This window comes from Pseudomonas sp. B21-059 (assembly GCF_026016285.1).
Classification (GTDB): Bacteria; Pseudomonadota; Gammaproteobacteria; order Pseudomonadales; family Pseudomonadaceae; genus Aquipseudomonas; species Aquipseudomonas danubii.
Genome location: NZ_CP087201.1, coordinates 3,599,365 through 3,626,277, shown reverse-complemented (window position 1 = coordinate 3,626,277; position 26,913 = coordinate 3,599,365). Strand labels below are relative to the sequence as shown.

24 protein-coding genes are annotated in these 26,913 nt (G+C 63.7%); 9 read left to right on the top strand and 15 right to left on the bottom strand.

Features of this window, described 5'->3' with window-relative positions:
- Positions 1–219 precede the first annotated feature (219 nt).
- The 7 genes from LOY69_RS15980 to LOY69_RS15950 all read left to right on the top strand — a co-directional run bounded on the left by LOY69_RS15980 (position 220) and on the right by LOY69_RS15950 (position 7,490).
- Entirely contained in the window at positions 220–732 is a 513-nt protein-coding gene (locus LOY69_RS15980; RefSeq protein WP_102879223.1) for an RNA polymerase sigma factor, read from the top strand.
- Positions 725–1,681, top strand: coding sequence for a FecR family protein (locus tag LOY69_RS15975; protein WP_265073191.1), 957 nt, complete (start codon positions 725–727; stop codon positions 1,679–1,681). The genes LOY69_RS15980 and LOY69_RS15975 overlap by 8 nt, the downstream gene beginning before the upstream one ends.
- Before the next feature lie 160 nt (positions 1,682–1,841).
- Positions 1,842–4,277 carry a TonB-dependent siderophore receptor gene (locus LOY69_RS15970; RefSeq protein ID WP_265074903.1) on the top strand — a complete coding sequence of 812 codons (2,436 nt, stop codon included), beginning with the start codon at positions 1,842–1,844 and terminating at the stop codon, positions 4,275–4,277.
- 221 nt (positions 4,278–4,498) lie between these two features.
- Positions 4,499–5,218, top strand: coding sequence for a helix-turn-helix transcriptional regulator (locus LOY69_RS15965; protein ID WP_102863480.1), 720 nt, complete (start codon positions 4,499–4,501; stop codon positions 5,216–5,218).
- Positions 5,219–5,270: 52 nt separating this feature from the next.
- On the top strand, positions 5,271–5,609 hold the full coding sequence (locus LOY69_RS15960; protein ID WP_102879226.1) for a ketosteroid isomerase: 339 nt from the start codon (positions 5,271–5,273) through the stop codon (positions 5,607–5,609).
- 104 nt (positions 5,610–5,713) lie between these two features.
- Complete coding sequence (gene zapE, locus LOY69_RS15955; protein ID WP_102879227.1) at positions 5,714–6,841, top strand: cell division protein ZapE; 1,128 nt, start codon at positions 5,714–5,716, stop codon at positions 6,839–6,841.
- A 157-nt stretch (positions 6,842–6,998) separates the two neighbouring features.
- On the top strand, positions 6,999–7,490 hold the full coding sequence (locus tag LOY69_RS15950) for a GNAT family N-acetyltransferase (RefSeq protein ID WP_102863585.1): 492 nt from the start codon (positions 6,999–7,001) through the stop codon (positions 7,488–7,490).
- Between the two features lie 52 nt (positions 7,491–7,542).
- On the opposite strand, the gene LOY69_RS15945 is transcribed toward LOY69_RS15950, so the two are convergent.
- The 5 genes from LOY69_RS15945 to LOY69_RS15925 all read right to left on the bottom strand — a co-directional run bounded on the left by LOY69_RS15945 (position 7,543) and on the right by LOY69_RS15925 (position 12,660).
- Positions 7,543–8,970 carry a heavy metal sensor histidine kinase gene (locus LOY69_RS15945; RefSeq protein WP_265073190.1) on the bottom strand — a complete coding sequence of 476 codons (1,428 nt, stop codon included), beginning with the start codon at positions 8,968–8,970 and terminating at the stop codon, positions 7,543–7,545.
- Positions 8,967–9,641 (bottom strand): heavy metal response regulator transcription factor, encoded by a 675-nt coding sequence (locus LOY69_RS15940; RefSeq protein WP_102863484.1) that lies wholly within the window; start codon positions 9,639–9,641, stop codon positions 8,967–8,969. Before LOY69_RS15940 ends, LOY69_RS15945 begins: the two co-directional genes overlap by 4 nt.
- A gap of 321 nt (positions 9,642–9,962) precedes the next feature.
- Positions 9,963–10,187, bottom strand: coding sequence for a hypothetical protein (locus tag LOY69_RS15935; RefSeq protein WP_102879229.1), 225 nt, complete (start codon positions 10,185–10,187; stop codon positions 9,963–9,965).
- 298 nt (positions 10,188–10,485) lie between these two features.
- Positions 10,486–12,228 (bottom strand): phosphoethanolamine transferase CptA, encoded by a 1,743-nt coding sequence (locus LOY69_RS15930; protein ID WP_110653209.1) that lies wholly within the window; start codon positions 12,226–12,228, stop codon positions 10,486–10,488.
- A 258-nt stretch (positions 12,229–12,486) separates the two neighbouring features.
- The gene (locus LOY69_RS15925) at positions 12,487–12,660 is read right to left on the bottom strand and encodes a DUF6026 family protein (RefSeq protein WP_162884050.1); all 174 of its coding nucleotides are present in this window, start codon (positions 12,658–12,660) and stop codon (positions 12,487–12,489) included.
- A 481-nt stretch (positions 12,661–13,141) separates the two neighbouring features.
- Between LOY69_RS15925 and gnd the strand changes: the two genes are divergently transcribed.
- Positions 13,142–14,122 carry a phosphogluconate dehydrogenase (NAD(+)-dependent, decarboxylating) gene (gene gnd / locus LOY69_RS15920; RefSeq protein WP_102879231.1) on the top strand — a complete coding sequence of 327 codons (981 nt, stop codon included), beginning with the start codon at positions 13,142–13,144 and terminating at the stop codon, positions 14,120–14,122.
- Positions 14,119–15,636 (top strand): glucose-6-phosphate dehydrogenase, encoded by a 1,518-nt coding sequence (gene zwf, locus LOY69_RS15915; RefSeq protein ID WP_265073189.1) that lies wholly within the window; start codon positions 14,119–14,121, stop codon positions 15,634–15,636. The genes gnd and zwf overlap by 4 nt, the downstream gene beginning before the upstream one ends.
- A gap of 100 nt (positions 15,637–15,736) precedes the next feature.
- Here the strand turns inward: zwf and nhaB are convergent, their stop codons facing one another.
- The 10 genes from nhaB to paaK form a co-directional block, all read right to left on the bottom strand.
- Complete coding sequence (gene nhaB / locus LOY69_RS15910; RefSeq protein WP_102879233.1) at positions 15,737–17,239, bottom strand: sodium/proton antiporter NhaB; 1,503 nt, start codon at positions 17,237–17,239, stop codon at positions 15,737–15,739.
- Between the two features lie 312 nt (positions 17,240–17,551).
- Positions 17,552–19,618 (bottom strand): phenylacetic acid degradation bifunctional protein PaaZ, encoded by a 2,067-nt coding sequence (gene paaZ / locus LOY69_RS15905; RefSeq protein WP_265073188.1) that lies wholly within the window; start codon positions 19,616–19,618, stop codon positions 17,552–17,554.
- Between the two features lie 63 nt (positions 19,619–19,681).
- Positions 19,682–21,328, bottom strand: a complete 1,647-nt coding sequence (locus LOY69_RS15900; protein WP_265073187.1) for a cation acetate symporter — start codon at positions 21,326–21,328, stop codon at positions 19,682–19,684.
- Positions 21,325–21,633: a DUF485 domain-containing protein gene (locus tag LOY69_RS15895; protein ID WP_265073186.1), complete on the bottom strand. Its 309-nt coding sequence runs from the start codon at positions 21,631–21,633 to the stop codon at positions 21,325–21,327. The genes LOY69_RS15900 and LOY69_RS15895 overlap by 4 nt, the downstream gene beginning before the upstream one ends.
- A 49-nt stretch (positions 21,634–21,682) precedes the next feature.
- Entirely contained in the window at positions 21,683–22,759 is a 1,077-nt protein-coding gene (gene paaE, locus LOY69_RS15890) for a 1,2-phenylacetyl-CoA epoxidase subunit PaaE (protein WP_265073185.1), read from the bottom strand.
- Positions 22,760–22,788: 29 nt separating this feature from the next.
- Positions 22,789–23,319: a 1,2-phenylacetyl-CoA epoxidase subunit PaaD gene (gene paaD, locus LOY69_RS15885; RefSeq protein ID WP_265073184.1), complete on the bottom strand. Its 531-nt coding sequence runs from the start codon at positions 23,317–23,319 to the stop codon at positions 22,789–22,791.
- On the bottom strand, positions 23,306–24,067 hold the full coding sequence (gene paaC / locus LOY69_RS15880; RefSeq protein ID WP_110653204.1) for a 1,2-phenylacetyl-CoA epoxidase subunit PaaC: 762 nt from the start codon (positions 24,065–24,067) through the stop codon (positions 23,306–23,308). Before paaC ends, paaD begins: the two co-directional genes overlap by 14 nt.
- 8 nt (positions 24,068–24,075) lie before the next feature.
- Entirely contained in the window at positions 24,076–24,357 is a 282-nt protein-coding gene (gene paaB, locus LOY69_RS15875) for a 1,2-phenylacetyl-CoA epoxidase subunit PaaB (protein ID WP_110597045.1), read from the bottom strand.
- 30 nt (positions 24,358–24,387) lie between these two features.
- Positions 24,388–25,389, bottom strand: a complete 1,002-nt coding sequence (paaA, locus tag LOY69_RS15870; RefSeq protein WP_102879241.1) for a 1,2-phenylacetyl-CoA epoxidase subunit PaaA — start codon at positions 25,387–25,389, stop codon at positions 24,388–24,390.
- Between the two features lie 178 nt (positions 25,390–25,567).
- Positions 25,568–26,887, bottom strand: a complete 1,320-nt coding sequence (paaK, locus tag LOY69_RS15865) for a phenylacetate--CoA ligase PaaK (protein ID WP_102879242.1) — start codon at positions 26,885–26,887, stop codon at positions 25,568–25,570.
- Between the last annotated feature and the right edge of the window lie 26 nt (positions 26,888–26,913).

Here is a 26,913-nt window from a genome sequence, read left to right as displayed (position 1 = left end):
CGCACGCCGGAAAGTGGACGGGACTTGGGCCGCAATGTCATGGCATCAGACAAGACTTGCGCACCCGGTCAGAAAAAGGAGGCGCAGGATGCCAGAAAGGTCCTGTTGTCAGAAGGGCAAACAGGCGCAAAGGGTCAATTTTGCAGGGATACGAAAGATACTGTTTCTCATTTGCCGTTGTGGAATAATCCGCCTCCCCGATTTGCGGACCTTCCCTCGATGCTGCCCATACCCAGCCTGCTGCGCAGCTTTCAAGAGCACTACGACGATCTGCTGAAGTTTCTCACCCGGCGCATGAGCGATCGCCAACGGGCGGCGGACGTGGCCCAGGACACCTATCTCAAGCTGCTCAAGGTCGACCAGCAGACGGTGGAGGTGCACAACGATCGCCGTTTCATTTTTCGCGTTGCCGGCAACCTGGCCATCGATACCCTGCGCCGCGAGCAGCGTCTGGCGGCCAATCTCAGCGACACTGAGCAACACAGTGAAGTGGTGGACCCGGCACCGGCGCCGGAAGCGGTGCTGCTGGCCAAGGAACGCCTGGCGGTGCTCGACGAGGCCCTGGCGCAACTCTCGGACAACGCCCGCCAGGCCTTGCTGCTCAATCGCCTGGAAGGCCTGACTCAGGCGCAGATTGCGTTACGCCTGGGCGTTTCCGAAAGCATGGTGGCAAAATACATCGGCCAGGCCCTGCGCCATTGCCGCGACTGGCTGCAACAGCATCATGAGTGATTCCCCCTTGCCCGCCGCCGACATCCCCATGACCGAACACTCCCAAAGCCTTGAAGACGCTGCACTCGAATGGCAGGTGTTGCTGCATTCCGGCAACGCCACGGCGGCCCAGCGCATGGCCTATCAGCAATGGCGCCAGACCAGCCCGGCCCACGCGGCAGCAGCGCAAGAGGCGCAGCAGCTGTGGGGCGACCTGGGCCAGACCCGGGCCGCCGAACAGCACCGGGCGGCGACAGCCACCGGTTCCTGGCGTGGTTGGCCGGCGCTGGTGGCGTCCCTGGTACTGGCCGTGGCCAGCGGCGTCGGTTGGTGGCAGTGGCCGGCCCTGACCTCGGACTACCACACCGCGGTCGGCCAGCAACAGCACATCACCCTGGCGGACGGTTCCAGGGTCACGCTCAACAGCGGTAGCGCATTGTCGGTGGCGTACTCGGCGGGCGAGCGCCGGGTGATCCTGCAATCTGGCGAGGCGCTGTTCGAGCCGGTTGCCGACCCGCGACGGCCGTTTGTGGTGCAGGCCGACGCCCAATACCTGCACAGTGCCGCCAGCGCCTTCAGCCTGCGCCGCGACGGCAGCCGGTTGACGGTGGTGGTGCGTGAAGGCCAGGTGCAGTTCACTGGTGATCATGCGCCAGTGCTGCTCCAGGCCGATCAGCGTCTGCAGTATCAATCCGGCCAGCCGCTGCTGGCCCAGCAAGCCGTGGACGCTGCCAGTCTCACCGCCTGGCAGCGGGGCAAGCTGATCTTCAACGGTCGCCCCCTGGGGGAGGTGATTGGCGAGCTGGAGCGTTATCAGCATGGTCGCATTCTGATCTCCGATAGCCAGTTGGCGGCCCTGGCCATCAGCGGTGTGTTCGATCTGCACGACCCGCAGGGTTCGCTGCAGGCCTTGCAGCAGCGCTATCCGCTGCAGGTTACCTACCTGCCGTGGCTGGCGGTTTTGCACTGAGTGGATTTTTTTGCTTGGGGCACTGCAAGTTCTTTCCCGGCCAATCGTCGTAGTGAGACTGAGAAGACAATCATTCTCATTGACGTCATTTCAACGGGCTGGGAAGGAACACGTGAAAGCTATGTTCAAGCTGTCGATACTGGGGCGCGGTCAACACCTCATGCGCCGCACATTACTGGCCCAGGCGCTGTTCGCCGGTGCCTTGAGCCCACTGCTGGCCCAGGCGCAGGACGCCAGCTCCACCAGCCAGGGCAGCAGCACCCAGGAGCGCCGGGTGGCGCTCAAGCTGGTGGCCCAGCCCCTGGATCAGGCGCTGACCCGTTTTGCCGATCAGGCCGACCTGCGCCTGCTGTACACCACCGCTGATGTGGACGGCCTGCAAGCACCGGCCCTGAATGGCGAGGTCACGGTGGCCCAGGCCCTGCAGACACTGCTGGCCGGCAGCGGCATGAGCTGGTCCTTCAGTGATTCGCGTACTGTGATCCTGCGCCGCGCGGCGCCGGCCGCCAGCCTCAACCTCAAGCCGACCCAGGTCAGCGTGGCGTCGCGCACCAGCACCGCCATCAGTGAGATCCCCGGCACGGTGTGGGTGGTGGAGCAGAGCCAGCTGCGCGAGCAACTGAGCACTGGCGTCAGCCTCAAGGAAGCCATTGGCAAGCTGGTGCCGGGCCTCGACCTGGCCCCTGAAGGGCGCACCAACTATGGCCAGAACATGCGCGGGCGCAACGTCTTGGTGATGATCGACGGGGTCAGCCAGAACAGTTCCCGGGGCCTGTCCCGGCAGTTCGACAGCATTTCGCCGTTCAACGTCGAGCGCGTCGAAGTGCTGTCCGGGGCCAGCGCCATCTACGGCGGCGGCGCCACCGGCGGCATCATCAATATCGTCACCAAGAAAGGCGAACCGGGCCCGGCGCGGTTCGAGACCCAGCTGGGGGCCAGCAGTGGCTTCAACAACAGCGACGACCTGAGCACCCGCGTCGCCCAGTCGGTGAGCGGCGGCAACGAAGCCATCAGCGGCCGGCTGGCGGTGGCGGGGGAGCAGAACCAGGCGTTCTATGACGGCGCCGGCAAACAGATCTTCATCGACAACACCCAGACCGACCTGCAGTACAACCGCACCCTGGACCTGATGGGCAGCCTGGCCCTGCAGTTCAATGACGAGCAGAGCCTGGACCTGCTGGCCCAGTACTACGACTCGGGCAACCACGGCAGCACCGGGATCTATTTCCCCAACCTCAAGTACCGGGCACCGTCCAACCTGGAAAACGCCGAGCTGCGGGGCGGCTATTCCACCGACCTGGAGCCGCGTACCAAGCGCCTGCTGCTCAACGCCAACTATCACCACAGCGATGTGCTGGGCCAGGACTTCTACCTGCAGGCCTCGTACCGCAAGGAAGACAACAACTTCTTCCCGTTCCCCTACTACAACAGCGGCAGTCCCGCGGGCTCCAAGGGCGTGTACTTTGCCGCGTCGCAGCAGAATTTCGAGGTCACCAGCCTCAAGGCGCTGTTCGCCAAGGAGCTCGATGCCTTCAAGCTCACCTACGGCGTTGACCTGGACCGGGAGCGCTTCAACGCCGAGCAGAGCACCTTCGATCAGCAGATTTCCTCGGACAGTGGCGGTCTGGATCTGGTGACCCTGAGCAAGGCGCCGCGCTATCCCAGCTATCGGGTCGACGGCCTGTCCGGCTACGCCCAGCTGGACTGGCATGCCACCGACAACCTGACGGTTTCCGGCGGCTACCGGCGTCAGCAGATGGACGTGGATGTCGGCCGCTTCAAGAACGTCCCCGGTGGCAGCAACCAATATGCGGTCAACCTGTACAACCTGGGCAGCATCTACGACTTCAAGAACGGTCATCAGGTCTGGGTCAACTACGGCGAGGGCTTCGATCTGCCGGACCCGGCCAAGTTCTACGGCAAGCCGGGCCTGAGCGTCGACGACAACCCCCTGGCCGGGATCAAGAGCCGCCAGGTGGAGACCGGCTGGCGCTTCTCCGATAGCGACTGGGAGGCCCAGGCGGCGCTGTACTACATCTGGTCGGACAAGGTGATCAGCACCGACCAGGCCACCCTGACCATTGACGTCAAGGATCAGAAAAGCCGCGACTACGGCTTTGAGAGCGCCCTGACCCGGCACTTCCAGAGTGGCTGGGAAGTGGGCGGCACCCTGCATGCCGTGCGTTCCGAGGAGGAGAACAAGAACGGCGGCTGGAGCAAGCGCGACGCCCGTTATGCCTCGCTGTCGAAACTCACCGCCTTCGTCGGCTGGAAGGGTGACAGCAGCAACGTTCGCTTGCAGGGCAACCACGCCTTCACCCTCAAGGACGATGCGGTCAAGGTCATCGACGCCACTCACAGCGTTGATGCCCCCAACACCATCGACGGCTACACCACCTTCGACCTGCTGGGCAGCCACGACACCGACTTCGGCACCTTCAGCGGCGGTATCCAGAACCTGCTGGACAAGCAATACAGCACCGTCTGGGGCCAGCGCGCCAAGCTGTTCTACTCACCGACCTATGGGCCGGACTACTTGTATGACTACCAGGGTCGTGGCCGCACCTACACCCTGAGCTGGAGCATGACCTACTGAGGGGCCATGCCCCGGGATCGGCACGGCCCAGGCAAAGGCCCGCAGCAGGTCTTCCTCGGTGGCGTGCCCTTCGACACCGGCACCACCAGCCGTTGCGGAGCACGCTTCGGGCCCGTGGCATCCGTGGACATTGCCTGTCTCGCCTCGCAAGCCTCCTGACACTGACTGTCAGGAGGCTCTGATATTCTGCGCCGGTGTTTTTTCTCCGGAGTCCACCCAAGGTGTCGCGAGCCAGCCGTTTACTCACCCTGTTGCAGATGCTGCGGGGCAAGAGCCGTCCCGTTACCGCAGCCACCCTGGCGGCGGAGCTGGAGGTGTCCGAGCGCACCCTGTACCGCGATATCGCCGAGCTCACTTCACTGGGCGCGCCGATCTACGGTGAGGCGGGCATCGGCTATGTGTTGCGCAGCGGGCTGTTCCTGCCGCCCTTGATGCTCAATGCCGACGAGACCGAGGCCGTGGTCCTGGGCTTGCGTTATGTCGATCAGCGTGGCGACGAGGTGCTGAGCAAGGCCGCGGCCGATGCCATGGCCAAGATCGCCGCGGTGCTGGCCCCGGCGGCCCAGGATGCCCTGCGCAATCCGACCTTGCTGCCGGGCCCCGCGGGCTGGGGCTTTCCCGACAACAGCGTGTCGTTGAACGTGTTCCGCCAGGCGATCCGGCACCAGGCCAAGCTGTTGATCGACTATGCCGACGTCAATCGCAACCCCAGCCAGCGGCTGATCTGGCCCTTGGCTCTGGGGTTTCTCAACGAGGCCCGGGTGATCGTTGCCTGGTGTGAGCTGCGGGGCGATTACCGGACCTTTCGTACCGACCGCATTGCCGCGGCCCAGGAGCAGGGACAGGCCTATCCGGGGCGGCGCAGCGATTGGCTGCGGGCCTGGCGCCAGTGCCTGCAAAAGGACGAGCAGGGCGGTCAATTCACTCCTGACAGGAAATGACACGCGGGGCTTTTAACATGGCGCGATCATCGACTCATCAGGAGCTTTTCTCATGTCAGGTATCGACGTTTCACTGGCCCCGGCGATCCGCGCCTACGTGATGGCGGCCAACACTGGCGACAGCTCGGTGGCGGCGGCGATCTTTGCCGCCGAGGCCCAGGTGTTCGACGAGCGAGAACACCGGGTCGGGCCGCAGGAGATTGCCCGCTGGATGGACGCCAGCCATCGCGTGCGTCCGCGACTGCAGATCCTCGGGGTCCAGCAGCGCACCGGCAAGGTGTTGCTGGACAGCCTGGTCTGCGGGGATTTTTCCGCCAGCCCCCAGACGCTGCGCTACACCTTTCGCCTGGACCCGCAGGGACGGATTGCACGGCTGGATATCTCCCGCTGAGGCTTGTCGACCGGTGTGTCGAGCGGTTCGTCGGCAAGCCGGTTCCTCCATGGAGTGGGGCGCGGTGGCATACTGCGGCTTTTTTGCCGGGAGGCCCGCGGCCCATGCCATTCGATTCCCCCTTGAGCGCCTATCGGCATGCCCTGGAGCAGGACGGCTTCGTCGCCGACGAGGCACAGGCGCGGGCCGTGCAAGCCTTGCAGAACTGCCACGAGGCCCTGCATCAGGGGCGTACAGCGGTGCAAGGGGTCTATCTGTGGGGGGCGGTCGGGCGGGGCAAGACCTGGCTCATGGATCAGTTCTACCAGAGCCTGCGGGTGCCGGCGCGGCGTCAGCACTTTCATCACTTCATGGGCTGGGTGCACCAACGTTCGTTCCAGCTCACCGGCACCGCCGATCCCTTGCAAGCCCTGGCCCGAGAGCTCGCCGAAGAGGTGCGGGTGCTGTGCTTCGATGAGTTGTTCGTCAACGATATCGGTGATGCGATCATTCTCGGGCGCCTGTTCCAGGTGATGTTCGAGCAGGGCGTGGTCATGGTCTGCACCTCCAACCAGCCTCCCGAGCAGCTGTATGCCGAGGGCTTCAATCGTGAACGTTTCCTGCCGGCCATCAGCGCCATCAGCCAGCATATGCAAGTGGTGGCGGTGGACGGCGAGCAGGATCACCGTCTGCACCCGGGGGCTGCCGCGCAGCGCTACTGGCTCAGTGCCGAGGGCCAGCCCAGCGCCCTGGAACCCTTGTTCCAGCAGTTGAGCGGCGGCCAGGCGGTCTCCACTGAGCCGCTGCTGATCGGCTATCGGCCGGTGCAGGTGGTCAAGGCCGCCGGCAGCGTGATCTGGTGCCGTTTTGCCGATCTGTGCGAACAGCCGTTTTCCGCCATGGACTTCATGGCGCTGTGTGACAGGTTCAGCGCAATCCTCCTCAGCCAGGTTCCCAACCTCAGTGCCCAGCAACGCCCGGGACGCATTGCCCGAGGCACCGAGGATGGCGCCCAGCGGGTGGTGGCAGGGGATCGCGAATTGCCGCAACTGTCGATCCATGACGACAGCGTGCGCCGCTTCATTGCCCTGGTGGATGAATGTTACGACCGCAAGGTGCCGCTCTATCTGGAGGCCCAGGTACCGATGGAGCAGCTGTACACCGAGGGTTACCTGGAGTTTCCCTTCCGCCGCACCTTGAGCCGCCTGCAGGAAATGCAGTTGCAACGGTTTGCCAGCCAGCCTCGCGCTTGAGGGGAAGGGCTTCCGGCTGTGGTTCATCCTGGCCAATCATTAGGATTTTTCTGCAGAAGGAGGGAGAAAAATCTTCGTTTGGTCAAATCCCCCAGCCTACAATCGAGGCTGCCTGAGCCCTGAACGCTCACTTTCACTGCATTGATCGAGGATGAACATGGACGTTGCCGATGTCGTGGTGCTGCAAGCCAGTTACAGCAACCCGGTGCATGCCGAAGCCATAGGTGTGCTGCTCAATCATTACGCCCAGGACCCCATGGGCGGCGGCCAGGCCCTGGCGCCGGACCAGCTTCAGCAACTGCCGGCAGAGCTGGCCAAGCGACCTCAGGCGTTCAGCGTACTGGCCTTTGCCGGTGGCCAGCCGGTGGGGCTGGTGAACTGCTTCGAGGGCTTTTCCACCTTTGCCTGCCGGCCTCTGGTGAATGTCCATGATGTGGTGGTGCTGGACAGCTTTCGTGGCCAGGGCCTGAGCAAGCGGATGCTGCAGAAGGTCGAGGACATTGCCCGGCAACGGGGTTGCTGCAAGATCACCCTGGAAGTGCTGGAAGGCAACGCCCAGGCCCAGGCCGCCTACCAGGCCTGCGGTTTCGCCAATGCCATGCTCGATCCCGCCCATGGCCGCATGCTGTTCTGGAGCAAAGCTTTGTAATGTCCGATGTCAGGCCCCGCCCTGGTGCTGTAGGGGAGCGGGGCTGACTGCTCTAAGCGTCGTGCAATGCCGGGTCGAGCTTGGGGAACACCAGGCGGAACTCGGTGAGGCTGTCCGGTACGCTGTCGACCTCGGTGCGGCCCTGATGCAGGTTCATGATCGAGCGCACGATTGCCAGGCCCAGCCCGGTGCCGCCTTCGGCTCGGGCGCGACTGCTGTCGACCCGATAGAAACGCTCGAACAGATGGGGCAGGTGGCAGGCGGCGATGCCCGGCCCGGGATTGCCCACGGCGAGGCTCACGCTCTGCAGTTGGCGCTCGATCCGCAGCTCGATCCGGCCCTGATCCGGGCAATGGCGGATGGCGTTGGACAACAGGTTGGAAATGGCCCGCTGGATCATCAGGCGATCCCCCAGCACCCAGGCGTCACCGCGCAGTTCCAGCTGCAGTTGCTTGTCCTCGGCGCTGAGGGCAAACAGGTCCATGACCCGCCGCGCCTCCTCGCCCAGAGACACCCGGGCAAAGCGGGCCTGGGAAGCCGGCTGGCTGACCTGAGCCAGGAACAGCATGTCGGCGACGATTCGTGTGACCCGCTCCAGCTCCTCGATGCTGGCCTCCAGCACGGCCTTGTATTCCTCTGGGGGACGTTCCCGGGACAGGGTCACTTGGGCCTTGCCCATCAGGTTGCTGATGGGCGAGCGCAGTTCGTGGGCCAGGTCATCGGAGAACTGCGACAGGCGCTGCACCCCGCCATCCAGGCGCTGCAGCATGACGTTGATGCCCTGGCCCAGTTCCGCCAGTTCCCGGGGCAGCTTGTCCAGGTTCAGGCGATGGGTCAGGTCCTGGGTGGTGACCTTGGCGGCGACCCGGGTGAACTGCTGCAGGGGCAGCAGGCCCCTTTGCACCAGCCACCAGGCACCCATGCCGATCAGCAGCAGCAACAGGGGCAGGGCAATCACCGTGGAGCGCAGGTAGGCGCTGAGCAGTGCCTGGTCATTGCCACGGTCCAGGCTCAACACCACTCGCACCGGCTCGCCATTGCGCAGGTTCATTTGCCGGGTGGCGCTGAGCAAGGGATTGCCGCGGCTGTCGCGCCAGTCGAGGTAACCCTCGGCGCTGCTCTCCCTCAGGGCCCGGGGCAGCGGTTGCTCAGCGATGCCGCCAACATTGAGCAAGGGTTCGGCCAGAGGGGCGCTGCTCAGGATGTTCAATTGCAGATTGTCGTGGCCCATCACCAGGTCCAGCAGGGAGTGGGGGCGGGCGGCCAGGTCGCTGCTCTTGAGGTCGCTGGTGAGGCTGTGCTGGATCTGTTCCAGCTTGCTCTCCAGGCCCTTGCGCGCCAGGTTGTCCAACTCGTGGTTCAGGGCCAGATAGGCCAGGGTCGCCAGCAGCAGGACCAGGGCCGCCCCCATCAGGCTGACGGTCAGCCCCAGGCGCATGGACAGGCTGCTGTTGGTCGGCGCCGCCGGCTGGTGCGTCATTGGCGCACTTCCAGGACATAACCGACACCGCGCAGGGTGTGGATCAGCTTGACCTCACTGGCATCATCGATCTTGGCCCGCAGGCGGCTGATGGAGACTTCCACCACATTGGTGTCGCAGTCGAAGTTCATGTCCCAGACCAGGGAAATGATTTGCGTGCGGGTCAGCACTTCCCCCGAGTGGCGCATCAATACATGCAACAGGGTGAATTCCTTGGTCGTGAGATCTATCCGGCGGTCACCGCGATAAGCCCGATGCCGGCGAGGATCAAGTTGCAAGTCGGCCACTTGCAATACTTGCGGCTGGGACACGGGTTCGCTGCGGCGAATCAAGGTCCGGACCCGGGCCAGCAACTCGGGAAATTGAAAAGGTTTGACCAGATAATCATCGGCGCCCATATCCAGCCCTTTGACTTTGTCTTCCAGGCGCCCGCGAGCGGTCAACATCATGACCCGGGCCGGAGAATGTCCGCGCATATGTTCCAACACTTGCCAGCCATCTTGGCCCGGCAGGTTTATATCCAGGATCACCAACTCGTAAGGTTGTTGCTGTATCAGGTGCAGGCCGTCCACGCCATTGTTGGCGCGGTCCACGACATAACCACTTTCACTCAGGCCTTGATGCAGGTAGTCCGCTGTTTTGGGTTCGTCTTCAACCACCAGAATACGCATTGCCAGATCCTCTCCAAACCGCTTGGGCATTATCGAATGAGTGCAGGGTGAAGCCTGAAGTAGCTACAGGGTCAAGAAAATTAATCAGCTAATTCATAGGATTAGCCAGGTCACCCGATAGCGGGTGAGTGCTTGGGCGCAGGCATGCTAGTTGATTGCACGCAGGGAAAGTGGCGGATGACAGAGTTGTAATATTCCTGTCATTGGCGTGACAGTGAGGGCCTGCCAGCGGATAAAAAAAGGCGCCCTATAGAGGGCGCCAAACGTCCATCTCTGCCAAAGGAGCACATTGTCCAGAGTGGGTACTGCGTTGAAGAGGTATCAGGCGCCGGGCTGTTGTTGCTTGGCGTCCGGTGCGGAATAGTGGGTACCGGCCTTGTCTTGCTCGGTCTTGGCGAGGTTCTGGTTTTTATCGCCGTGAATCTGTTGCTGATTGACCCGGAAGTTCTCGTAAAAGCGTTGCATATGCTCGGCTCCGCCTTCGGCAAAGGCTGCACTGGAAGTGGCGAGAATCAAACCGCTAAATACCAAAGTTGAAAGTTTCATACTGCGTTTCCTACTTAAGAGTGTTCGGTAACTTGTTTCGTCCCTGCACAAGAAGTGATGGGGCAAGTTTCAGCGAAGTGTATTAAGTGAGGGTTAACGTCAGCCTGAGCGGGATATTACATTCTTGACATTATGTGTCTGCAGGCAGTCACAGCCTGTGTCTGCAGACAATCAAAGCCTGTAGCAGCTGGTTGGCCAGCGAGGGCGTCGCAGAGCTCGCTGCAAGGCAGGATGGCGCCTTCGCCGGCACGCCGGGCCCCTGCAGGTAAGGGGCCGTTGCGGCCCCCGAGTCGGGTTCTTATTTCTGGACCACGGTCGCTTCCGTCGGCGCTTTGGGTTTCATCAGGCTGAAGTCGATCAGCGCCTTGCTCTGGCGCGAGTAGGGGTCGCCAATCAGCAGCGGGCGCGGCTTGAAGCTGTCGCTGACCAGGCTGCGGCTGTGGTCCAGCTGGTCGAAACTCAAGCCCGCCAGATCGGCCCAGGTATGAATCAGCTGGGAGCTGCTGTAAGGGCGGCTGAGGTCGGAAGCAAAGTTCCAGTCGTGGGTTTGCCGCCACTTCGGCGAGGCCCAGGCCATGAACGGGATGGTGTACATCGGCGCCGTGGGCTTGCCTTCGTTGCGTCCCAGGGTGTCGTGGCCGGCGGAGTCGAAGACGTCTTCGCCGTGGTCCGACAGGTACAGCAGGAAACCGTTGGGGTCGGTCTTGGCGTAATCCTTGATCAGGCTGGAGACCACGAAGTCGTTGTACAGCACCGCGTTGTCGTAGCTGTTGTAGGTCGGCAGTTGATCGTCACGCACACCGGCCGGCACGCCCTGGCGATCGGTGAATTTGTCGTAGCTTGGCGGGTAGCGGTACTGGTAGCTCATGTGGGTGCCCAGCAGGTGGACCACGATGAACTTGCGCGGGGCGCTGTCGGCCAGGGCCTTGGAGAAGGGCTCGAGCACGTCGCCGTCGTACTGGCGGGCGTTCTGGTTGCGGTTGTTGTTCAGGTACACCTGCTCGTCCGCCTGCTCGGAGAAGGTGGTGAGCATGGTGTTGCGCTTGGTCATGGTCTGCTGGTTAGTGATCCAGTAGGTCTTGTAGCCCGCCTGCTTCATCACGCTGACCAGGGACGGCGTCTTGAGGTAGAGATCGGGGTTTTCTTCGTCGGCGAAGGTCAGCACCTGTTGCAACGCCTCGATGGTGTAGGGGCGCGGGGTGATGACGTTGTCGAACACCGCCAGCTGGTCCTTGAGCTTGTCCAGCTCCGGGGTGGTCTGGCGCGGGTAGCCGTAGAGGCTCATGCGCTGGCGGTTGGTGGACTCGCCGATCACCAGCACCAGGGTGGCCGGCTGGTTGGCCATGCTGTCCTTGAGGTTGGTCAGCGGCGGGATCTTGCTGACGCTGTCGAGCATGCCCTGCATGCCGTTCAGTTGCTCACGGTAGCGGCGATAAGCGACCACCATCTGCCACGGCACGGCGGGTTCGATACGGGTTTCGAATTTCTCCAGGCCGTCGGCCAGGGTGTCGGTGCGAGCGATTTGCTTGATCAGCGGGTAGCCGACAATCGCCACCAGGATTGCCACGGCAGCCGCCAGGGCCTGGCCCCGGGGCAGGTACACCGGGCGCAGGCGGGTCCAGAGGAAGAGGGCGAAGGCGGTGTGGGCCAGGAACGCCAGGAGCATCCACCAGGCAAAGTACTGCGTCAGGTATTCACCGGCCTCCGAGGGGTTGGACTCGAACATGATGAAGATGACGCTTTGCGAGAACTCCTGCTGATAGACGAAGAAATAGCCCAGGCTGGCCATGGAGCAGGCCCAGAGCACCACGCCGATCACTGCCGCCATGACTCTGGTGCGTGCCGGGAACAGCAGCATCGGCGCCAGCCAGATGGCGCTCATGAAGAACGCCTGGCGGAAACCGGCGAAGCCGGACGTGTCCGTCAGTTGAATCAGCAGTTGGGTGATGCCGGAGAAATACCAGAAGAACAGGAACAGCCAGAGCAGCCCCATCCAGTCAAAACCTGTCGCAGACGTGTTACTGCGTTTGAACAATGCCATTCAGCGCTCCCCGCCGTTCCGTGATCATTGCGCGCCGGTTCAGCGCTGCGAATGAAGGCCGCCGTCTGTAACAAGACGGCCACAATGGCCGGGAGTATCGATAGGCAAGTGTGAAAAGTTCGTTAGCGCAGCGTTGGATTTTTGTCCGGCGTAGCAGGCGGCGGGATCAGGTGTGGCGGGAGATAGGTGGCAGGAAAGGGAGCGGGTAGAGCGGTGAACGCAGGCCGGGCCTGCGTTCCGGGGCACAGCTGAGGTTGCTCAGGGGCGCTGCAGCGCTACGGCAGGGGCTTGTCCCTGGTTCTGCAACATCAGGCGCAATTGGGCGAGTTCCCGTTGCAGTTGATCGCGCTCGTCTTTGAGTTGGCGCAATTCGTCACGACGAATGGTCACGTAGAGAGTCTGTGCTGGTCGTGCCGGTAGTACTGTGCCCATTGCTTCACCTCGCAAATGGAGTGCCTCAACTATGCTTCGCTGGTCGCATCCCTTGCGCAAAGCACTATCGTCGGCAGCGCGAAAATGACGGTGTCAGGCAACCGTCTTGCCTTCACTCGTGACGTTTTCACGCAGCCTGAAGGCGGCAATTTTATTTCTTTTTAGCGCAATTGGAACTTTTTTATTTTTCGTGGTCGTTGTGCCTTCCTGGTGTTTTGCGTCGTTATCCCCCCAGTTTCTGAGAAACTTCGCCCCCAGTGCCGGGACTAATCTCCACGCGGTTCGCGCCGGCCGAGGGGCAAGAGATCGGGCTTGGGCGCGCTGCGTTGCGCGCAGGTGGCCGCAAAAACTGGCGTTATGTCTGAAGATTGCGCTGTCTTGAAGCGTCTCGCCTTGTATAGTTGCGCCCCTCGACGTTTGCACCCAGCCCTTTGGGCTATACATTTTTGATCTGAATTTTTTGCAGTAGGAGCATCAGCACATGCAACTGGGGATTATTGGACTGGGCCGCATGGGCGGCAACATTGCACGGCGCCTGATGCTCAATGGGCACGAGACCGTAGTCTTTGACCGCAACACCGATTTCGTCAGCACCCTGGCCGCCGAAGGCGCCAAGGGCGTCGCCGACCTGCCGGCCCTGGTGGCCGGCCTGGAAAAACCCCGCGCGGTCTGGGTCATGCTGCCCGCCGGCGCACCCACCGAAGAGACCATCGACACCCTGAGCCAGTTGCTGGAACCGGGTGATGTGATCATCGACGGCGGCAACACCTACTATAAGGACGACATCCGCCGTGCCCGGGACCTGGCGCAAAAGGGCCTGAAGTACATCGATGTCGGCACCTCCGGCGGCGTCTGGGGCCTGGAGCGCGGCTACTGCATGATGATCGGCGGCGATGCCGATGAAGTGCTGCGCCTGGACCCGCTGTTCGCGGCCCTGGCCCCTGGCCTGGGTTCGATTCCACGGACCAAGGACCGCGTTTCTGATGACGACCGTGCCGAGCGTGGCTATATCCATGCCGGTCCTGCCGGTGCCGGGCATTTCGTCAAGATGATCCACAACGGCATCGAGTACGGGATGATGCAGGCCTTCGCCGAGGGCTTTGACATTCTCAAGACCAAGTCTTCGGACATCTTGCCGGAGGATCAGCGCTTCGACCTCAATGTGGCGGACATCGCCGAAGTCTGGCGGCGTGGCAGCGTAGTGTCCTCCTGGTTGCTGGACCTGACCGCCGATGCCCTGGCCGGCGATCCGAAGCTCGACGGTTTTTCCGGTGCCGTGGCCGACAGTGGCGAAGGGCGCTGGACCATCGAAGCAGCCATGGAGCAGGCGGTGCCGGTTCCGGTGCTGTCCAACTCGTTGTTCTCCCGCTACCGCTCCCGCGGCCAGGGCACCTACGGCGACAAGCTGCTGTCGGCCATGCGCTTCGGCTTTGGCGGCCACGTGGAGACCGGTAAGAAATGACCTCTACGCGAAAGAAGTCCAAGGCGTTGCCCGCGCCGCCGACCACGCTGTTCCTGTTCGGCGCCCGCGGTGATCTGGTCAAGCGCCTGTTGACGCCGGCGCTGTACAACCTGAGCCGCGACGGTCTGCTGGATGAGGGGCTGCGGATTGTCGGCGTCGACCACAACGCGGTGAGCGACGCTGAGTTCGCCACCTTGCTGGAAGACTTCCTTCGCGATGAAGTGCTGAGCAAACAAGGCCAGGGGGCGTCCGTGGACGCCGCCGTCTGGGCCCGCCTGACCCGTGGCATCAGCTACGTCCAGGGCGACTTCCTCGACGACTCCACCTATGCCGAACTGGCGGCGCGAATTGCCGCCAGCGGCACCGGCAACGCGGTGTTCTACCTGGCCACCGCGCCGCGCTTCTTCAGTGAAGTGGTGCAGCGCCTGGGGGCTTCGGGGTTGCTTGCGGAGGGGCCGGAGGCCTTTCGCCGGGTGGTCATCGAGAAGCCCTTCGGCTCCGATCTGCAGAGCGCCGAGGCCGTCAATGCCTGCTTGCTCAAGGTCATGAGCGAGAAGCAGATCTATCGCATCGACCATTACCTGGGCAAGGAAACGGTCCAGAACATCCTGGTCAGCCGTTTTTCCAACAGCCTGTTCGAGGCGTTCTGGAACAACCATTACATCGACCACGTGCAGATCACCGCGGCGGAAACCGTCGGGGTCCAAACCCGTGGCAGCTTTTATGAACACACCGGCGCCCTGCGAGACATGGTGCCCAACCACCTGTTCCAACTCCTGGCGATGGTGGCCATGGAGCCTCCAGCGGCCTTTGGCGCCGATGCAGTGCGCGGCGAGAAGGCCAAGGTGGTGGGGGCGATCCGCCCCTGGTCCCTGGAGGAGGCGCGGGCCAACTCGGTGCGCGGCCAGTACCGCGCCGCCGAAGTGGCGGGCAAGGCCCTGGCGGGTTACCGCGAAGAAGCTAATGTCGCGCCGGACAGCAACACCGAAACCTATGTCGCGCTGAAGGTGATGATCGACAACTGGCGCTGGGTCGGGGTGCCGTTCTACCTGCGCACCGGCAAGCGCATGAGCGTGCGCGACACCGAAATCGTCATCTGCTTCAAGCCGGCACCCTACGCGCAGTTTCGCGATACCGAAGTCGATCAGCTGTCGCCGACTTACCTGCGGATTCAGATCCAGCCCAATGAAGGCATGTGGTTCGACCTGCTGGCGAAAAAGCCCGGGCCGAGCCTGGACATGGCCAATATCGAACTGGGCTTCGCCTATCGGGATTTCTTCGAAATGCAGCCGTCCACCGGCTACGAGACGCTGATCTACGACTGCCTGGTCGGTGACCAGACGCTGTTTCAGCGGGCGGACAATATCGAGAACGGTTGGCGCGCCGTACAGCCTTTCCTCGATGCCTGGAAGCAGGACGCGAGCGTGCAGACTTACCCTGCGGGTGAGGATGGCCCGGATGCCGCTGATGAGTTGCTGGCCCGGGATGGCCGCGTCTGGCACGCCCTCGGGTGAAGGGGGGCAAGGTGCGGTCCATCGCGTTCCTGCTCAGCGATATGGACGGCACCCTGTTGCACCCGGATCAGCGCTTTAGCCCTTAAAACATCCTCCAGCGCTACAACCAGTAACTCACCGCATACCAGCCCAGCAGGCCCATCACCACGGTGTAGGGCAGGGCCATCCACACCATCCGTCCGTAGGACAGGCGCACCAGCGGCGCAATCGCCGAGGTCAGCAGAAACAGGAAGGCGGCCTGGCCATTGGGCGTGGCGACGCTAGGCAGGTTGGTGCCGGTGTTGATGGCGATCGCCAGGGTCTCGAAGTGTTCGCGACTCATCTGCCCGGAAACAAAGGCCTGTTTCACCTCGGTGATGTAGATGGTGGCGACGAACACGTTGTCGCTGATGGCCGACAGCAGGCCATTGGCAATGAACAGCATGCCTGGCTGCTGGTCCGCCGGTAGCGCCAGCACCCACTGGATCAGCGGCACGAACAGCTGTTGCTGGTGAATCACCGCCACCACGGCAAAAAACACCACCAGCAGGGCGGTGAAGGGCATGGCGTCCTTGAAGGCGTTGCCCAGGCGGTGCTCGTCGGTAATCCCGGTGAAGGCGGTGATCAGCACTATCACCATCAGGCCGATCAGCCCGACTTCCGCGACGTGCAGGGCCAGGCCGACAATCAGGATCAGCGCCGCCAGCCCCTGGACCAGCAACGCCGCCCGCTGCCGCGCGGTGCGCTGGGCGTCGTCTTCGGCCGCGTAGTTGGCCAGTACCTTGCGCACGTTGTCCGGCAGCAGCGTGCCGTAGCCGAACCAGCGCAGTTTTTCCAGGAGTACGCAGGTCACCAGTCCGGCGGCCAGCACCGGCAGGGAAACCGGCGCCACCTTGAGGAAGAACTCGGCGAAGTGCCAGCCCATCTCATGGCCGATCAGCAGGTTCTGTGGTTCGCCCACCAGGGTGCATACGCCTCCCAGCGCCGTGCCCACGGCACCGTGCATCAACAGGCTGCGCAGAAAGGCGCGGAACTGCTCCAGGTCGTCGTGGTGCAGGGTTGGCAGATGCTGATCGTCGCCATAGCCGCTGTCCTGGCGCGGGTCATTGCCGGAGGCTACCCGGTGGTACACCGAGTAGAAGCCCACCGCGGCGCTGATGATCACCGCGGTCACGGTCAGGGCGTCGAGAAAGGCCGAGAGGAAGGCCGACAGAAAGCAGAACAGCAGCCCCAAAAGCGCCTTGGAGCGCACTCCCAGCAGCAGCCGGGAGAACAGGAACAGCAGCAGTTCTTTCATGAAGTAGATGCCGGCCACCATGAACATCAGCAGCAGGATCACCGGGAAATTGTGCACCAGCTCGTCGTACAGCGCCTGGGGCGTGGCCATGCCCAGCAATAGCGCTTGCACCAACAGCAGGCCACCGGGCATCAAGGGGTAGCACTTGAGGGCCATGGCCAGGGTGAAGATGAACTCGATCACCAGGCACCAGCCCGCTGCGGCCGGGCTGACCGCGAAGAACAGCAGCGGATTGAGCAGCAGGAACGCGACAATGCTTGCCTTGTACCAGCGGGGTGAGTGGCCGAGAAAATTGTGCGCGAACGCCTGGGCCATTGAGCCGGACATGGGCTGCTCCTAATAGTGAGAAGCGCGCAACTTGCCGCAAGCCGGATTGAGAATCAAGAACCCATGAAATCTTTTGCCACAATCTGCCCCACCCAAGCATCCGCACGAGCGCCGGCACCCACTTTTAGGAGCCAGCTAGCTGGCGAAGGCGTTCCCAAGGACGACAGCGTCGTGAGGGCCATTCGCCGGCAAGCCAGCTCCTACAGCGGGTGGTGTTGCGGCCAGTTCTTGTAGGAGCCAGCTGGCTGGCGAAGGTGTTCTCAAGAGCGACAGCGTCGTGAGGGCCATTTGCTCGCAAGCCGGCGCCTGCGGTCAGGGGGTGCGCTTGGCAACCAGGGTCAGGATGTCGTAGCTGGCCACCAGCTCACCCAGTTGATTGGTCACTTCCACGTCCCAGGCCACCACCCCCTGCGGCGTGCCCTGGGGGCTCTGTTTACCCTGGTCGATCTTGCGCTTGCAGGTCAGCCGCGCTTGCAGGGTGTCGCCAATGCCCACCGGGCTGATGAAGCGCAGGCTGTCCAGGCCATAGTTGGCCAGCACCGGGCCCGGCGCCGGGGACACGAACAGCCCGGCCGCCGCCGAGAGCACGAAGTAGCCGTGGGCAATACGCTTGCCGAATTGGGAGTCCTTGGCGGCGATCTCGTCGAAGTGCATATAGAAGTGGTCCCCGGACAGGCAGCCGAAGTTCACCAGATCGGCCTCGGTCACGGTGCGGCGGTGGGTCAGCAGGGACTCGCCGATCTGCAGGTCCTGGAAGTGCCGGCGGAACGGGTGGACCTCGGTTTCGATGACCTTGGCGCCGCGCACGTATTCACCGGTCACTGCCGCCAGCATGCTCGGCGAGCCCTGGACAGCCGCCCGCTGCAGGTAGTGCTTGACCGCCCGCAGGCCGCCCAGCTCTTCACCGCCACCGGCGCGACCGGGGCCACCGTGCTTGAGTTGCGGCAATGGCGAGCCGTGGCCGGTGGATTCGCCGGCGCACTCGCGGTCCAGCACCAGCAGCCGGCCATGCCAGGCCGCTGCCCGGGGAATGACCTGGGCGGCGATGCCCGGGTCCTTGGTCACCAGGCTGGCCACCAGGCTGCCCTTGCCGCGAGCGGCCAGGTCCAGGGCCTGGTCCAGGGCCTGGTCCAGGTCGTCGTAGGCCATCAAGGTGCTGACCGGGCCAAAGGCCTCGATATCGTGGGCGCCGCCCTGTGCCAGGGGATCACGGCACAGCAGCAGGGTTGGGGCAAAGAACGCGCCCTGGCTGACGTTGTTGCCCCGGGGCTCGAAGCCGTCCCGGGCGCCGAACAACAGATCGCTGCTGTGCAGCAGGCTCTCCAGGCGTTCGGCCACGTCCCGCTGTTGCTCATGGGAGGCCAGGGCGCCCATGCGTACGCCTTCCACCGACGGATCGCCGACCACCACCTTCGACAGGCGCTCGCGCAAGCCCGTGGCCACGGCGTCCAGCTGTTTGGCCGGAACGATGGCGCGGCGGATGGCGGTGCATTTCTGACCGGCCTTGACCGTCATTTCCCGCACCACTTCCTTGATGAACAGCTCGAATTCCGGGTCGTCCGGGGTCACGTCCGGCGCCAGGATCGCGCAGTTCAGCGAGTCGGCTTCGGCATTGAAAGGCACCGAGTGGCGGATCAGGTTGGGGTTGGATCGCAGTTTGCCGGCGGTGACGGCGGAACCGGTGAACGTCACCAGGTCCTGGCCTTGCAGGCGATCCAGCAGGTCGCCGGTGCCGCCGATCACCAGTTGCAGGCTGCCTTCGGGCAGCAAGCCGGATTCCTGCATCAGGCGCACGGCGGCCTCGGTCAGGTAGCTGGTAGCGCTGGCGGGCTTGACGATGCACGGCATGCCGGCAAGGAAGCAGGGGGCGAACTTCTCCAGCATGCCCCAGATGGGAAAGTTGAACGCGTTGATGTGCACCGCCACGCCGCCGCGGGGCACCAGGATATGGGTGCCGGCAAAGCTGCCGAGCTTGCTCAGGGATTGCGCCGGGCCTTCGTGCAGCAGGTTGCCCGAGGGCAGCTCGCGGGCGCCAAGTCCGGCGTAGCTGAACAAGGTGCTGTTGCCGCCTTCGATGTCGATCCAGCTGTCGGCCCGGGTCGCGCCGCTGTGGTGGGACAGGGCGTACAGCTGTTCCTTGCGTTCGCCAAGGTACAGCGCCAGGGCCTTGAGGCGCTGGGCCCGCTGCTGGAAATCCAGGGCCAGCAGGGCCCGGGCGCCGTTCACGCGCCCATGTTGCAGCGCTTCGGCGAAGTCCAGGGGCTCTTCATGGGTACGCGCCACTTCATGGCCATCGATGGCGCTGCGCAAGGCCTGGGCCGGGTGCTGGCCGATCCAGCGGCCGCCGATAAAGCTTTGCAGGGTAGGAGACTGTGGCATGGGAGAAAGGCTCCGAAGGGTCAATTGAGGGCCGGCGCAGCGTACTGGGCGCCGGGAGGCAACTCAGGGATGGCTGGCGCCGGAGGCGCCGATGCCGGTCATGGAACGGATGAACTGCGCCAGGTAGCGGCCGCGCTCCAGCTCGGCCCGGGGCGAGCGGTCGCTGACGGACAAGGCCCAAGCGGCAAAGAACGCCAGGCTCATGGAGAACAGCGCCGGGTTGGCGTAGGGAAACAGCGCCTGGGGGTGGTGCAGCACATTGACCCAGACCGCCGGGCTGAGGATCAGCAGGACAATCGCCGAGATCAGCCCGGCCAGGCTGCCGCCCACCGCGCCCCGGGTGGTCAGGCCTTTCCAGAACATGGAAAGAAACAGCACCGGGAAATTCACCGACGCGGCTATCGCCAGCACCAGCCCCGAGAGAAAGGCGATGTTCTGCGACTCGAACAACAGCCCCAGCAGCACCGCCAGGACACCGATGCACAAGGTGGCGATCTTCGAGATGCGCATTTCCTGCTGGGTGCTGGCCTGGCCTTTGCGCATCACGCAGGCATACAGGTCATGGGACACCGCCGAGGCGCCGGACAGCGCCAGCCCGGCCACCACCGCGAGAATGGTGGCGAAGGCCACGGCCGAGATGAAACCCAGGAACAGGTTGCCACCCACCGCCTGGGCCAGATGCACCGCGATCATGTTGGCGCCGCCGATGATGGCGCCGCTGGCGTCGCGATACTCGGGCTCGGTGCCGACCATGACGATCGCGCCGAAGCCGACCACGATCAGCAACAGATAGAAGTAGCCGATGAAGCCAGTGGCATAGAGCACGCTCTTGCGCGCTTCCCGCGCGTCGCTGACGGTGAAGAAGCGCATGAGGATATGGGGCAGCCCGGCGGTGCCGAACATCATTCCCAGGCCCAGGGAAATGGCGTCGATGGGGTTCGACAGCAGCCCGCCGGGGGCCATGATCGCGCTGCCTTTGGCGTGTACCGCACTGGCTCGGGCGAACAGCGCCTCGGTGCTGAAACCGAAGTGCTTGAGCACCATGAAGGCCATGAAACTGGTGCCCGACAGCAGCATCACCGCCTTGATGATCTGCACCCAGGTGGTGGCCAGCATGCCGCCGAAGGTCACGTAGCAGACCATCAGCAGGCCCACCAGCATCACTGCATGGAGGTAGCTGAGGCCGAACAGCAGTTCGATCAACTTGCCGGCGCCGACCATCTGCGCCACCAGGTACATCAGGGCCACGGTCAGGGTGCCGAACGCCGAGGTCAGGCGCACCGGGGTCTGGGCCAGGCGATAGGAGACCACGTCGGCGAAGGTGTAGGTGCCCAGGTTGCGCAAGCGTTCGGCGATCAGAAACAGGATGATCGGCCAGCCGGCCAGGACCCCCAGGGCGTACAGCAGGCCGTCGTAGCCATTGAGGAACATCATCGCCGAGATGCCGAGGAAGGACGCCGCGGAGATCATGTCACCGGCAATCGCCAGGCCGTTCTGCAGGCCGCTCATGCCGCCGCCGGCGGTGTAGAAGTCCTTGGCCGAGCGGGTACGCAAGGCGGCCCAGCGGGTGATCCCCAGGGTCAGTAGGACGAACACCAGGAACATGCCGATGGCGTTCCAGTTCAGCGCGCGGGCGCTGTCGTCGGCGGCCAGGGCCAGGTCCGAGGCCAGCAGGCAGGGCAGCAGGATGACTCCTGCACCGCGCTTCATGACCGGTACTCGCGCTTGAGTTTGTCGTTCAGCGGGTCCAGCCGCTGGTTGGCTCGGTAAACGTAGAAGCCGGTCAGGGCGAAGGCCAGGACGATCATCGCCACCCCCACTGGCATGCCGACGCTGGTGGCCCCGCCGGACAGCGACTGGCCCAGCAGGCCGGGGTGAAAGGCCACCAGCAGGACGAAGCCGTAGTAGGCCAGGAGCATGATCAGGGTCAGTGACCAGTAGAGTCGCTGTTTGCGCCGCACCAGCTGGATAAAGTCCGGGTGGCAGGTGATGCGGTCTATCTCTTGTGGGCTCATGAGGTTTTCTCTGTTGTTCTTGTTATGGGCACGCGCACTACCGGTTCGCTCAGAGCTGGTCGAAGTCCAGCACCACCTTGTCGCTGACCGGGAACGACTGGCAGGCAAGGACGTAACCGGCCGCCACTTCGTAGTCTTCCAGGGCGTGGTTGCTGTCCATTTCCACCTCACCTTCGACGACCTTGCATTTGCAGGTGGAGCAGACCCCGGCCTTGCACGAATAGGGCAGTTCGGCGCCCTGGGCGTTGCCGGCATCTAGCAGGCTCAGGCTGTTGCGCGGCAGGTCGAAGGCCAGGGCCCGGCCATCGCTGATCACAGTGATCTGGCTGACCTGCGGGTCCTGGGCGCGGGCGGCTTCCCGGGCCTGGCGCTTCTGGCTGTCACCGGCGGCGTGGAACAGTTCGAAGTGGATGCGCTCGGCGCCCATGCCGGCGGCCTTGAGGCTGTCGCGCACGGTTTCGGTCATGGCCTGGGGGCCGCAGATGAAGGCCGCGTCCAATTGGCTGACGTCGAGCCAGCGGGTAAATAGCTGCTGGCACTTTTCCTGGTTGATGCGGCCGTTGTAGAGGTCGACGTCCTGCTGCTCGCGGCTGAAGACGAACACCAGGTTCAAGCGCTGCAGGTAGCGGTTTTTCAGGTCTTCCAGCTGTTCGCGAAACAGTGCCGAGGCGCTGGAGCGGTTGCCGTAGAGCAGGGTGAAGCGGCTGAGCGGCTCGCCTTCCAGGGTGCTCTTGATGATCGACAGGATCGGCGTGATGCCGCTGCCTGCGGCCACCGCCAGGTAGTGGCCGTGACGCGCCGGATCAAGCTCGACATGGAAGCGGCCTGCGGGGGGCATGACGTCCAGCGACTGCCCGGGTTTGAGCTGTTCGTTGGCAAACGCCGAAAAGCGCCCGCCGACGACGCGCTTCACCGCGATGCGCAGTTCGCCGTCATTGACGCCGCTGCAGATCGAATAAGAGCGCCGTACCTCCTCGCCCTCAAGCTCGGCGCGCAGCACCAGATGCTGGCCCTGGGTGAAGTGGAACTGCGCTTGCAGGTGCTGGGGTATGTCGAAGGCGATGGACACCGCATCGCGGGTTTCGCTGCGCACGTCCTTGATAGTCAGGGGATGGAACTGGCTCATGATGGTTCTCCTCTGAGGCGGCGAGCGGCTCAGATGCACTTGAAATAGTCGAAGGGTTCCAGGCAGTCGCGGCAGCGGTACAGGGCCTTGCAGGCGGTGGAACCGAACTCGCTGAGGCGTTCGCTATGGGCGCTGCCGCATTGCGGGCAGAGCACCTGGGGCGCGTCCCCCAGCAGGCTGCGCTTGCTGCTGCCCGAGGGCGGCGCGATGCCATAGGCCTGCAGGCGCTGGCGACCGCGCTCGGTGATCCAGTCGGTGGTCCAGGCCGGGGTCAGCTGGCGTATCAGCCGCGGGGCCTGGAAACCGGCCTGTTCCAGGGCCTGGCGGATATCGCTCTCGATCACTTCGGTGGCCGGGCAGCCGGAGTAGGTCGGCGTGACCGCCACCTGCAAATGGCCGGCCTGCCAGCCCAGGTCGCGCACGATACCCAGGTCGAGCACGCTGACCACTGGCACCTCCGGGTCCATGACCTGATCCAGGGTGCTCCAGGCCAGCTCCAGATCGCCTTGTTGCAGCGCGCGCGCACCCTGGTCGCTGCCGATCAATTCACCAGACCGCATCGGGATAGGCCCTCGGCAGGAATTGCATCTGGGCCAGCAGCGGGCCCAGGTGCTCGGTGTGCAGGCCCTGGCGCGCATCCAGGTAGAAGTGGCTCGGGGCTTCGGGCACGGGCAGGGTGGCGCGGGCGAACAGGGTTTCGACGCAGGCGCGCCAGGCGTCGGCCACCTGGGCCGGATCGGCCCACAGGCCGGCCCGGTGCAGTTCGATTTCAGCGGCGTGTTGGTCGATCAGCTCGCCAGTGAAGCGCCACAGCCGCGGGATCGCCTGGAGCATGCGCTGGTGGCTTTCCTCGGTGCCGTCTCCCAGGCGCTCGACCCATTCGCTGGAGCGGCGCAGGTGGTAGGTGACTTCCTTGAGCGCTTTGGCGGCGATGCCGGCCATCCGTTCATCCGTTGATTGGCTCAGGCCCTTGAGGGTTTCCAGGTGCCAGGCGTCGTAGAAAAACTGCTTGAGCAGGGTCACCGCGAAATCGCCATTGGGCTGCTCCACCAGCAACAGGTTGCGGTAGGCCCGCTCGTCCCGGCGGAAGGCCAGGTGATCGGCGTCGCGCCCATCGGCCAGCAGTTCGGCGGCATAGTCCAGCCAGTTGCGGGCCTGGCCCACCAGATCGAGGCCGACATTCATCAGCGCCAGTTCTTCTTCCAGGGCCGGGGCCCGGCCGCACCATTCGCACAGGCGCTGGCCCTGGATCAGGGCGCTGTCGCCGAGGCGCAGCAGGTGGTTGATCAGATCGTTTGCAGGGTTCATGGCCGGCCTCACATGTGTCCGACTTCGGGGGGCAACTGATAGAAGCTGGCGTGGCGGTAGACCTTGTCGTCCGCAGGGTCGAACAGCGGGTCCTTGTCATCCGGGGAGGAGGCGACGATCTGCGCCGAGGGCACCACCCACAGGCTGACGCCTTCGCTGCGTCGGGTGTACAGGTCCCGGGCATTGTTCATGGCCATGGCGTCGTCGGCGGCATGCACGCTGCCCACATGTTTGTGATTGAGGCCGTGCTTGCTGCGCACGAAGACTTCGTAAAGGGTCCATTCAGACATGGCATTGACTCCGGATCAGGCTGGGCGCGCTCAGGCGGCGTTCTTGTTGGCTTTCTTCTGGGCTTTCTTCTGGGCGTGGGCCACGGCGGCGGCCCGCACCCAGGCACCGTCGTCGATGGCTTGGCGACGAGTCTCCAGGCGCTCCTGGTTGCACGGGCCGTTGCCCTTGAGCACCTCGTAGAATTCCTGCCACTGGATTTCGCCGAAGTCGTAATGACCGCGCTCGGCGTTCCACTTCAGCTCCGGGTCGGGGCAGGTGCAGCCCAGCAATTCCAGCTGCGGGATGGTCTGGTCGATGAAGCGCTGGCGCAGTTCGTCGTTGCTCTGGCGCTTGATCTTCCAGGCCATGGACTGGGCACTGTTGGGGGAGTGTTCGTCGCTGGGGCCGAACATCATCAGCGCTGGCCACCAGAGGCGGTTGATGGCGTCCTGGACCATCTCCCGCTGTGCCGGGTTGCCCTCGCGCATCATGGTCAGGAGGATTTCGTAGCCCTGGCGCTGGTGGAAGCTCTCTTCCTTGCAGATGCGCACCATGGCCCGGGAGTAGGGGCCATAGGAGGTGCGTTGCAGCACCACCTGATTGACGATGGCGGCACCGTCCACCAGCCAGCCCACGGCGCCCATGTCGGCCCAGTTCAGCGTCGGGTAGTTGAAGATGCTCGAATACTTGGCCCGGCCGCTGTGGAGCTTGGCGATTTCCTCGTCGCGATCGGCGCCGAGGGTTTCCATGGCGCTGTACAGGTACAGGCCGTGGCCGGCTTCGTCCTGGATCTTGGCCATCAGTTGCAGCTTGCGCTTGAGGGTCGGGGCGCGGGTGACCCAGTTGCCTTCGGGCAACATGCCGACGATTTCCGAGTGGGCGTGCTGGGAAATCTGCCGGATCAGGGTCTGGCGGTAGGCATCGGGCATCCAGTTCTTGGCCTCGATCTTGATTTCCCCGTCGATCTTTTCCTGGAAGGTGCGCTCCTGCTCGGACATTTCTGCCAGCGGCTTGATGCGCTTGATCCCCGTCTCTACCAGCTGTGCGTACATGAGTGTCTCCCGGGTTGCAGGTGTGGGTGAGGCTGTGAATGTTTATATGTGATACATAAATAAATATCAAACACAAAATAACGTGTCATGTTTTGTTTCTGTATCGCTTTGCCTCGCGGCTTGAATGGCGGGCGAAAAAAAGCCCCGTCATGGCGGGGCTCCAGTGCTTGCGTCAACGTTATTTGCGGCGGTCGACCACTCGGCAGGCCTTGCCTTCCGAACGCTTGATGCTGAAGGGGGGCTGTAAAACGATACGTGAGCTGATGCCGATATGGGTCTTTATGTGGCGACTGAGCTCGCTGCAGATGGCCCTCTGCTGTTCATCCCCTAGTTGCTGATGCTCGCTCTTGAGCTCGACGTGAATGTCGACGCTGTCGAGGTTGCCGTGGCGATACAGATGGATCTCGTAACAGGGGGCCAGGTGCACGGCTTTGAGCACTTGCTCCTCCACCTGGGTGGGAAACACATTGACCCCGCGAATGATCAGCATGTCGTCGCTGCGCCCGGTGATCTTGTCGATGCGCCGCATGGGCCGCGCCGTCCCCGGCAGCAGGCGGGTCAGATCGCGGGTGCGGTAACGGATCATCGGCAGTGCCTCCTTGCTCAGGGAGGTGAGCACCAGCTCGCCCATTTCGCCATCGGGCAGCACCTGAGCGGTCAGCGGGTCGATGATTTCGGGGTAGAAATGATCTTCCCAGAGGGTCGGGCCGTCGCGGGTCTCGGCGCATTCCATGGCCACTCCCGGACCGATGATCTCCGACAGCCCGTAGATATCCAGGGCGCGGATGCCCAGGCGCTGCTCGATGGCGCTGCGCAGTTCGTCGGTCCAGGGTTCGGCACCGAAGATTCCCAGGCGCAGGGCCAGCTTGTGGGGATCGAGGCCCTGGCGTTCGATCTCGTCGGCGATGTTGAGCATGTAGGACGGCGTGACCATGATGATGTCCGGCTGGAAATCCTTGATCAGTTGCACCTGCTTCTCGGTCTGGCCGCCGGACATGGGAATCACGGTGCACCCCAGGCGTTCGGCACCGTAGTGTGCCCCCAGGCCGCCAGTGAACAGGCCGTAGCCATAGGAAACATGCACCTTGTCGCCGGGCCGGCCGCCGGCCGCGCGGATCGACCGGGCCACCACCTGGGCCCAGGTGTCGATGTCGTTGCGGGTATAGCCCACCACCGTGGGCTTGCCGGTGGTGCCGCTGGAGGCATGCAGGCGTACCACCTCCTGCATGGGCACCGCGAACATGCCGTAGGGGTAGTTGTCCCGCAGGTCGGACTTGGTGGTGAAGGGCAGTTGGGCAAGGTCCTCCAGGCGCTGTATGTCCTGGGGGTGCACGCCCAGGGCGTCGAAGCGCTGGCGATACAGGGGGACGTTGGCGTAGGCGTGGTTCAGGCTCCAGCGCAGGCGCTCCAGCTGATGCTGGCGCAAGTGGTCGATGCTGGCGGTTTCCATCGGGTCCAGCGGCGCTTCGGGCACGGTTCTGGCTATCGGCATGTTCATGGTGTCACTCGTATTGTTGTTGTCGT

Coding starts and splice junctions, on each gene's coding strand:
- paaE (WP_265073185.1), bottom strand. CDS start 22,759: ATGAGCCAGTTCCATCCCCTGACTATCAAGGACGTGCGCAGCGAAACC.
- LOY69_RS15980 (WP_102879223.1), top strand. CDS start 220: ATGCTGCCCATACCCAGCCTGCTGCGCAGCTTTCAAGAGCACTACGAC.
- LOY69_RS15940 (WP_102863484.1), bottom strand. CDS start 9,641: ATGCGTATTCTGGTGGTTGAAGACGAACCCAAAACAGCGGACTACCTG.
- LOY69_RS15900 (WP_265073187.1), bottom strand. CDS start 21,328: ATGAAGCGCGGTGCAGGAGTCATCCTGCTGCCCTGCCTGCTGGCCTCG.
- LOY69_RS15925 (WP_162884050.1), bottom strand. CDS start 12,660: ATGGGCACAGTACTACCGGCACGACCAGCACAGACTCTCTACGTGACC.
- paaZ (WP_265073188.1), bottom strand. CDS start 19,618: ATGCCACAGTCTCCTACCCTGCAAAGCTTTATCGGCGGCCGCTGGATC.
- LOY69_RS15930 (WP_110653209.1), bottom strand. CDS start 12,228: ATGGCATTGTTCAAACGCAGTAACACGTCTGCGACAGGTTTTGACTGG.
- zapE (WP_102879227.1), top strand. CDS start 5,714: ATGCCATTCGATTCCCCCTTGAGCGCCTATCGGCATGCCCTGGAGCAG.
- paaD (WP_265073184.1), bottom strand. CDS start 23,319: ATGCGGTCTGGTGAATTGATCGGCAGCGACCAGGGTGCGCGCGCGCTG.
- zwf (WP_265073189.1), top strand. CDS start 14,119: ATGACCTCTACGCGAAAGAAGTCCAAGGCGTTGCCCGCGCCGCCGACC.
- LOY69_RS15895 (WP_265073186.1), bottom strand. CDS start 21,633: ATGAGCCCACAAGAGATAGACCGCATCACCTGCCACCCGGACTTTATC.
- LOY69_RS15960 (WP_102879226.1), top strand. CDS start 5,271: ATGTCAGGTATCGACGTTTCACTGGCCCCGGCGATCCGCGCCTACGTG.
- nhaB (WP_102879233.1), bottom strand. CDS start 17,239: ATGTCCGGCTCAATGGCCCAGGCGTTCGCGCACAATTTTCTCGGCCAC.
- LOY69_RS15970 (WP_265074903.1), top strand. CDS start 1,842: ATGCGCCGCACATTACTGGCCCAGGCGCTGTTCGCCGGTGCCTTGAGC.
- paaB (WP_110597045.1), bottom strand. CDS start 24,357: ATGTCTGAATGGACCCTTTACGAAGTCTTCGTGCGCAGCAAGCACGGC.
- paaK (WP_102879242.1), bottom strand. CDS start 26,887: ATGAACATGCCGATAGCCAGAACCGTGCCCGAAGCGCCGCTGGACCCG.
- LOY69_RS15945 (WP_265073190.1), bottom strand. CDS start 8,970: ATGACGCACCAGCCGGCGGCGCCGACCAACAGCAGCCTGTCCATGCGC.
- LOY69_RS15950 (WP_102863585.1), top strand. CDS start 6,999: ATGGACGTTGCCGATGTCGTGGTGCTGCAAGCCAGTTACAGCAACCCG.
- paaC (WP_110653204.1), bottom strand. CDS start 24,067: ATGAACCCTGCAAACGATCTGATCAACCACCTGCTGCGCCTCGGCGAC.
- gnd (WP_102879231.1), top strand. CDS start 13,142: ATGCAACTGGGGATTATTGGACTGGGCCGCATGGGCGGCAACATTGCA.
- LOY69_RS15935 (WP_102879229.1), bottom strand. CDS start 10,187: ATGAAACTTTCAACTTTGGTATTTAGCGGTTTGATTCTCGCCACTTCC.
- LOY69_RS15975 (WP_265073191.1), top strand. CDS start 725: ATGAGTGATTCCCCCTTGCCCGCCGCCGACATCCCCATGACCGAACAC.
- paaA (WP_102879241.1), bottom strand. CDS start 25,389: ATGTACGCACAGCTGGTAGAGACGGGGATCAAGCGCATCAAGCCGCTG.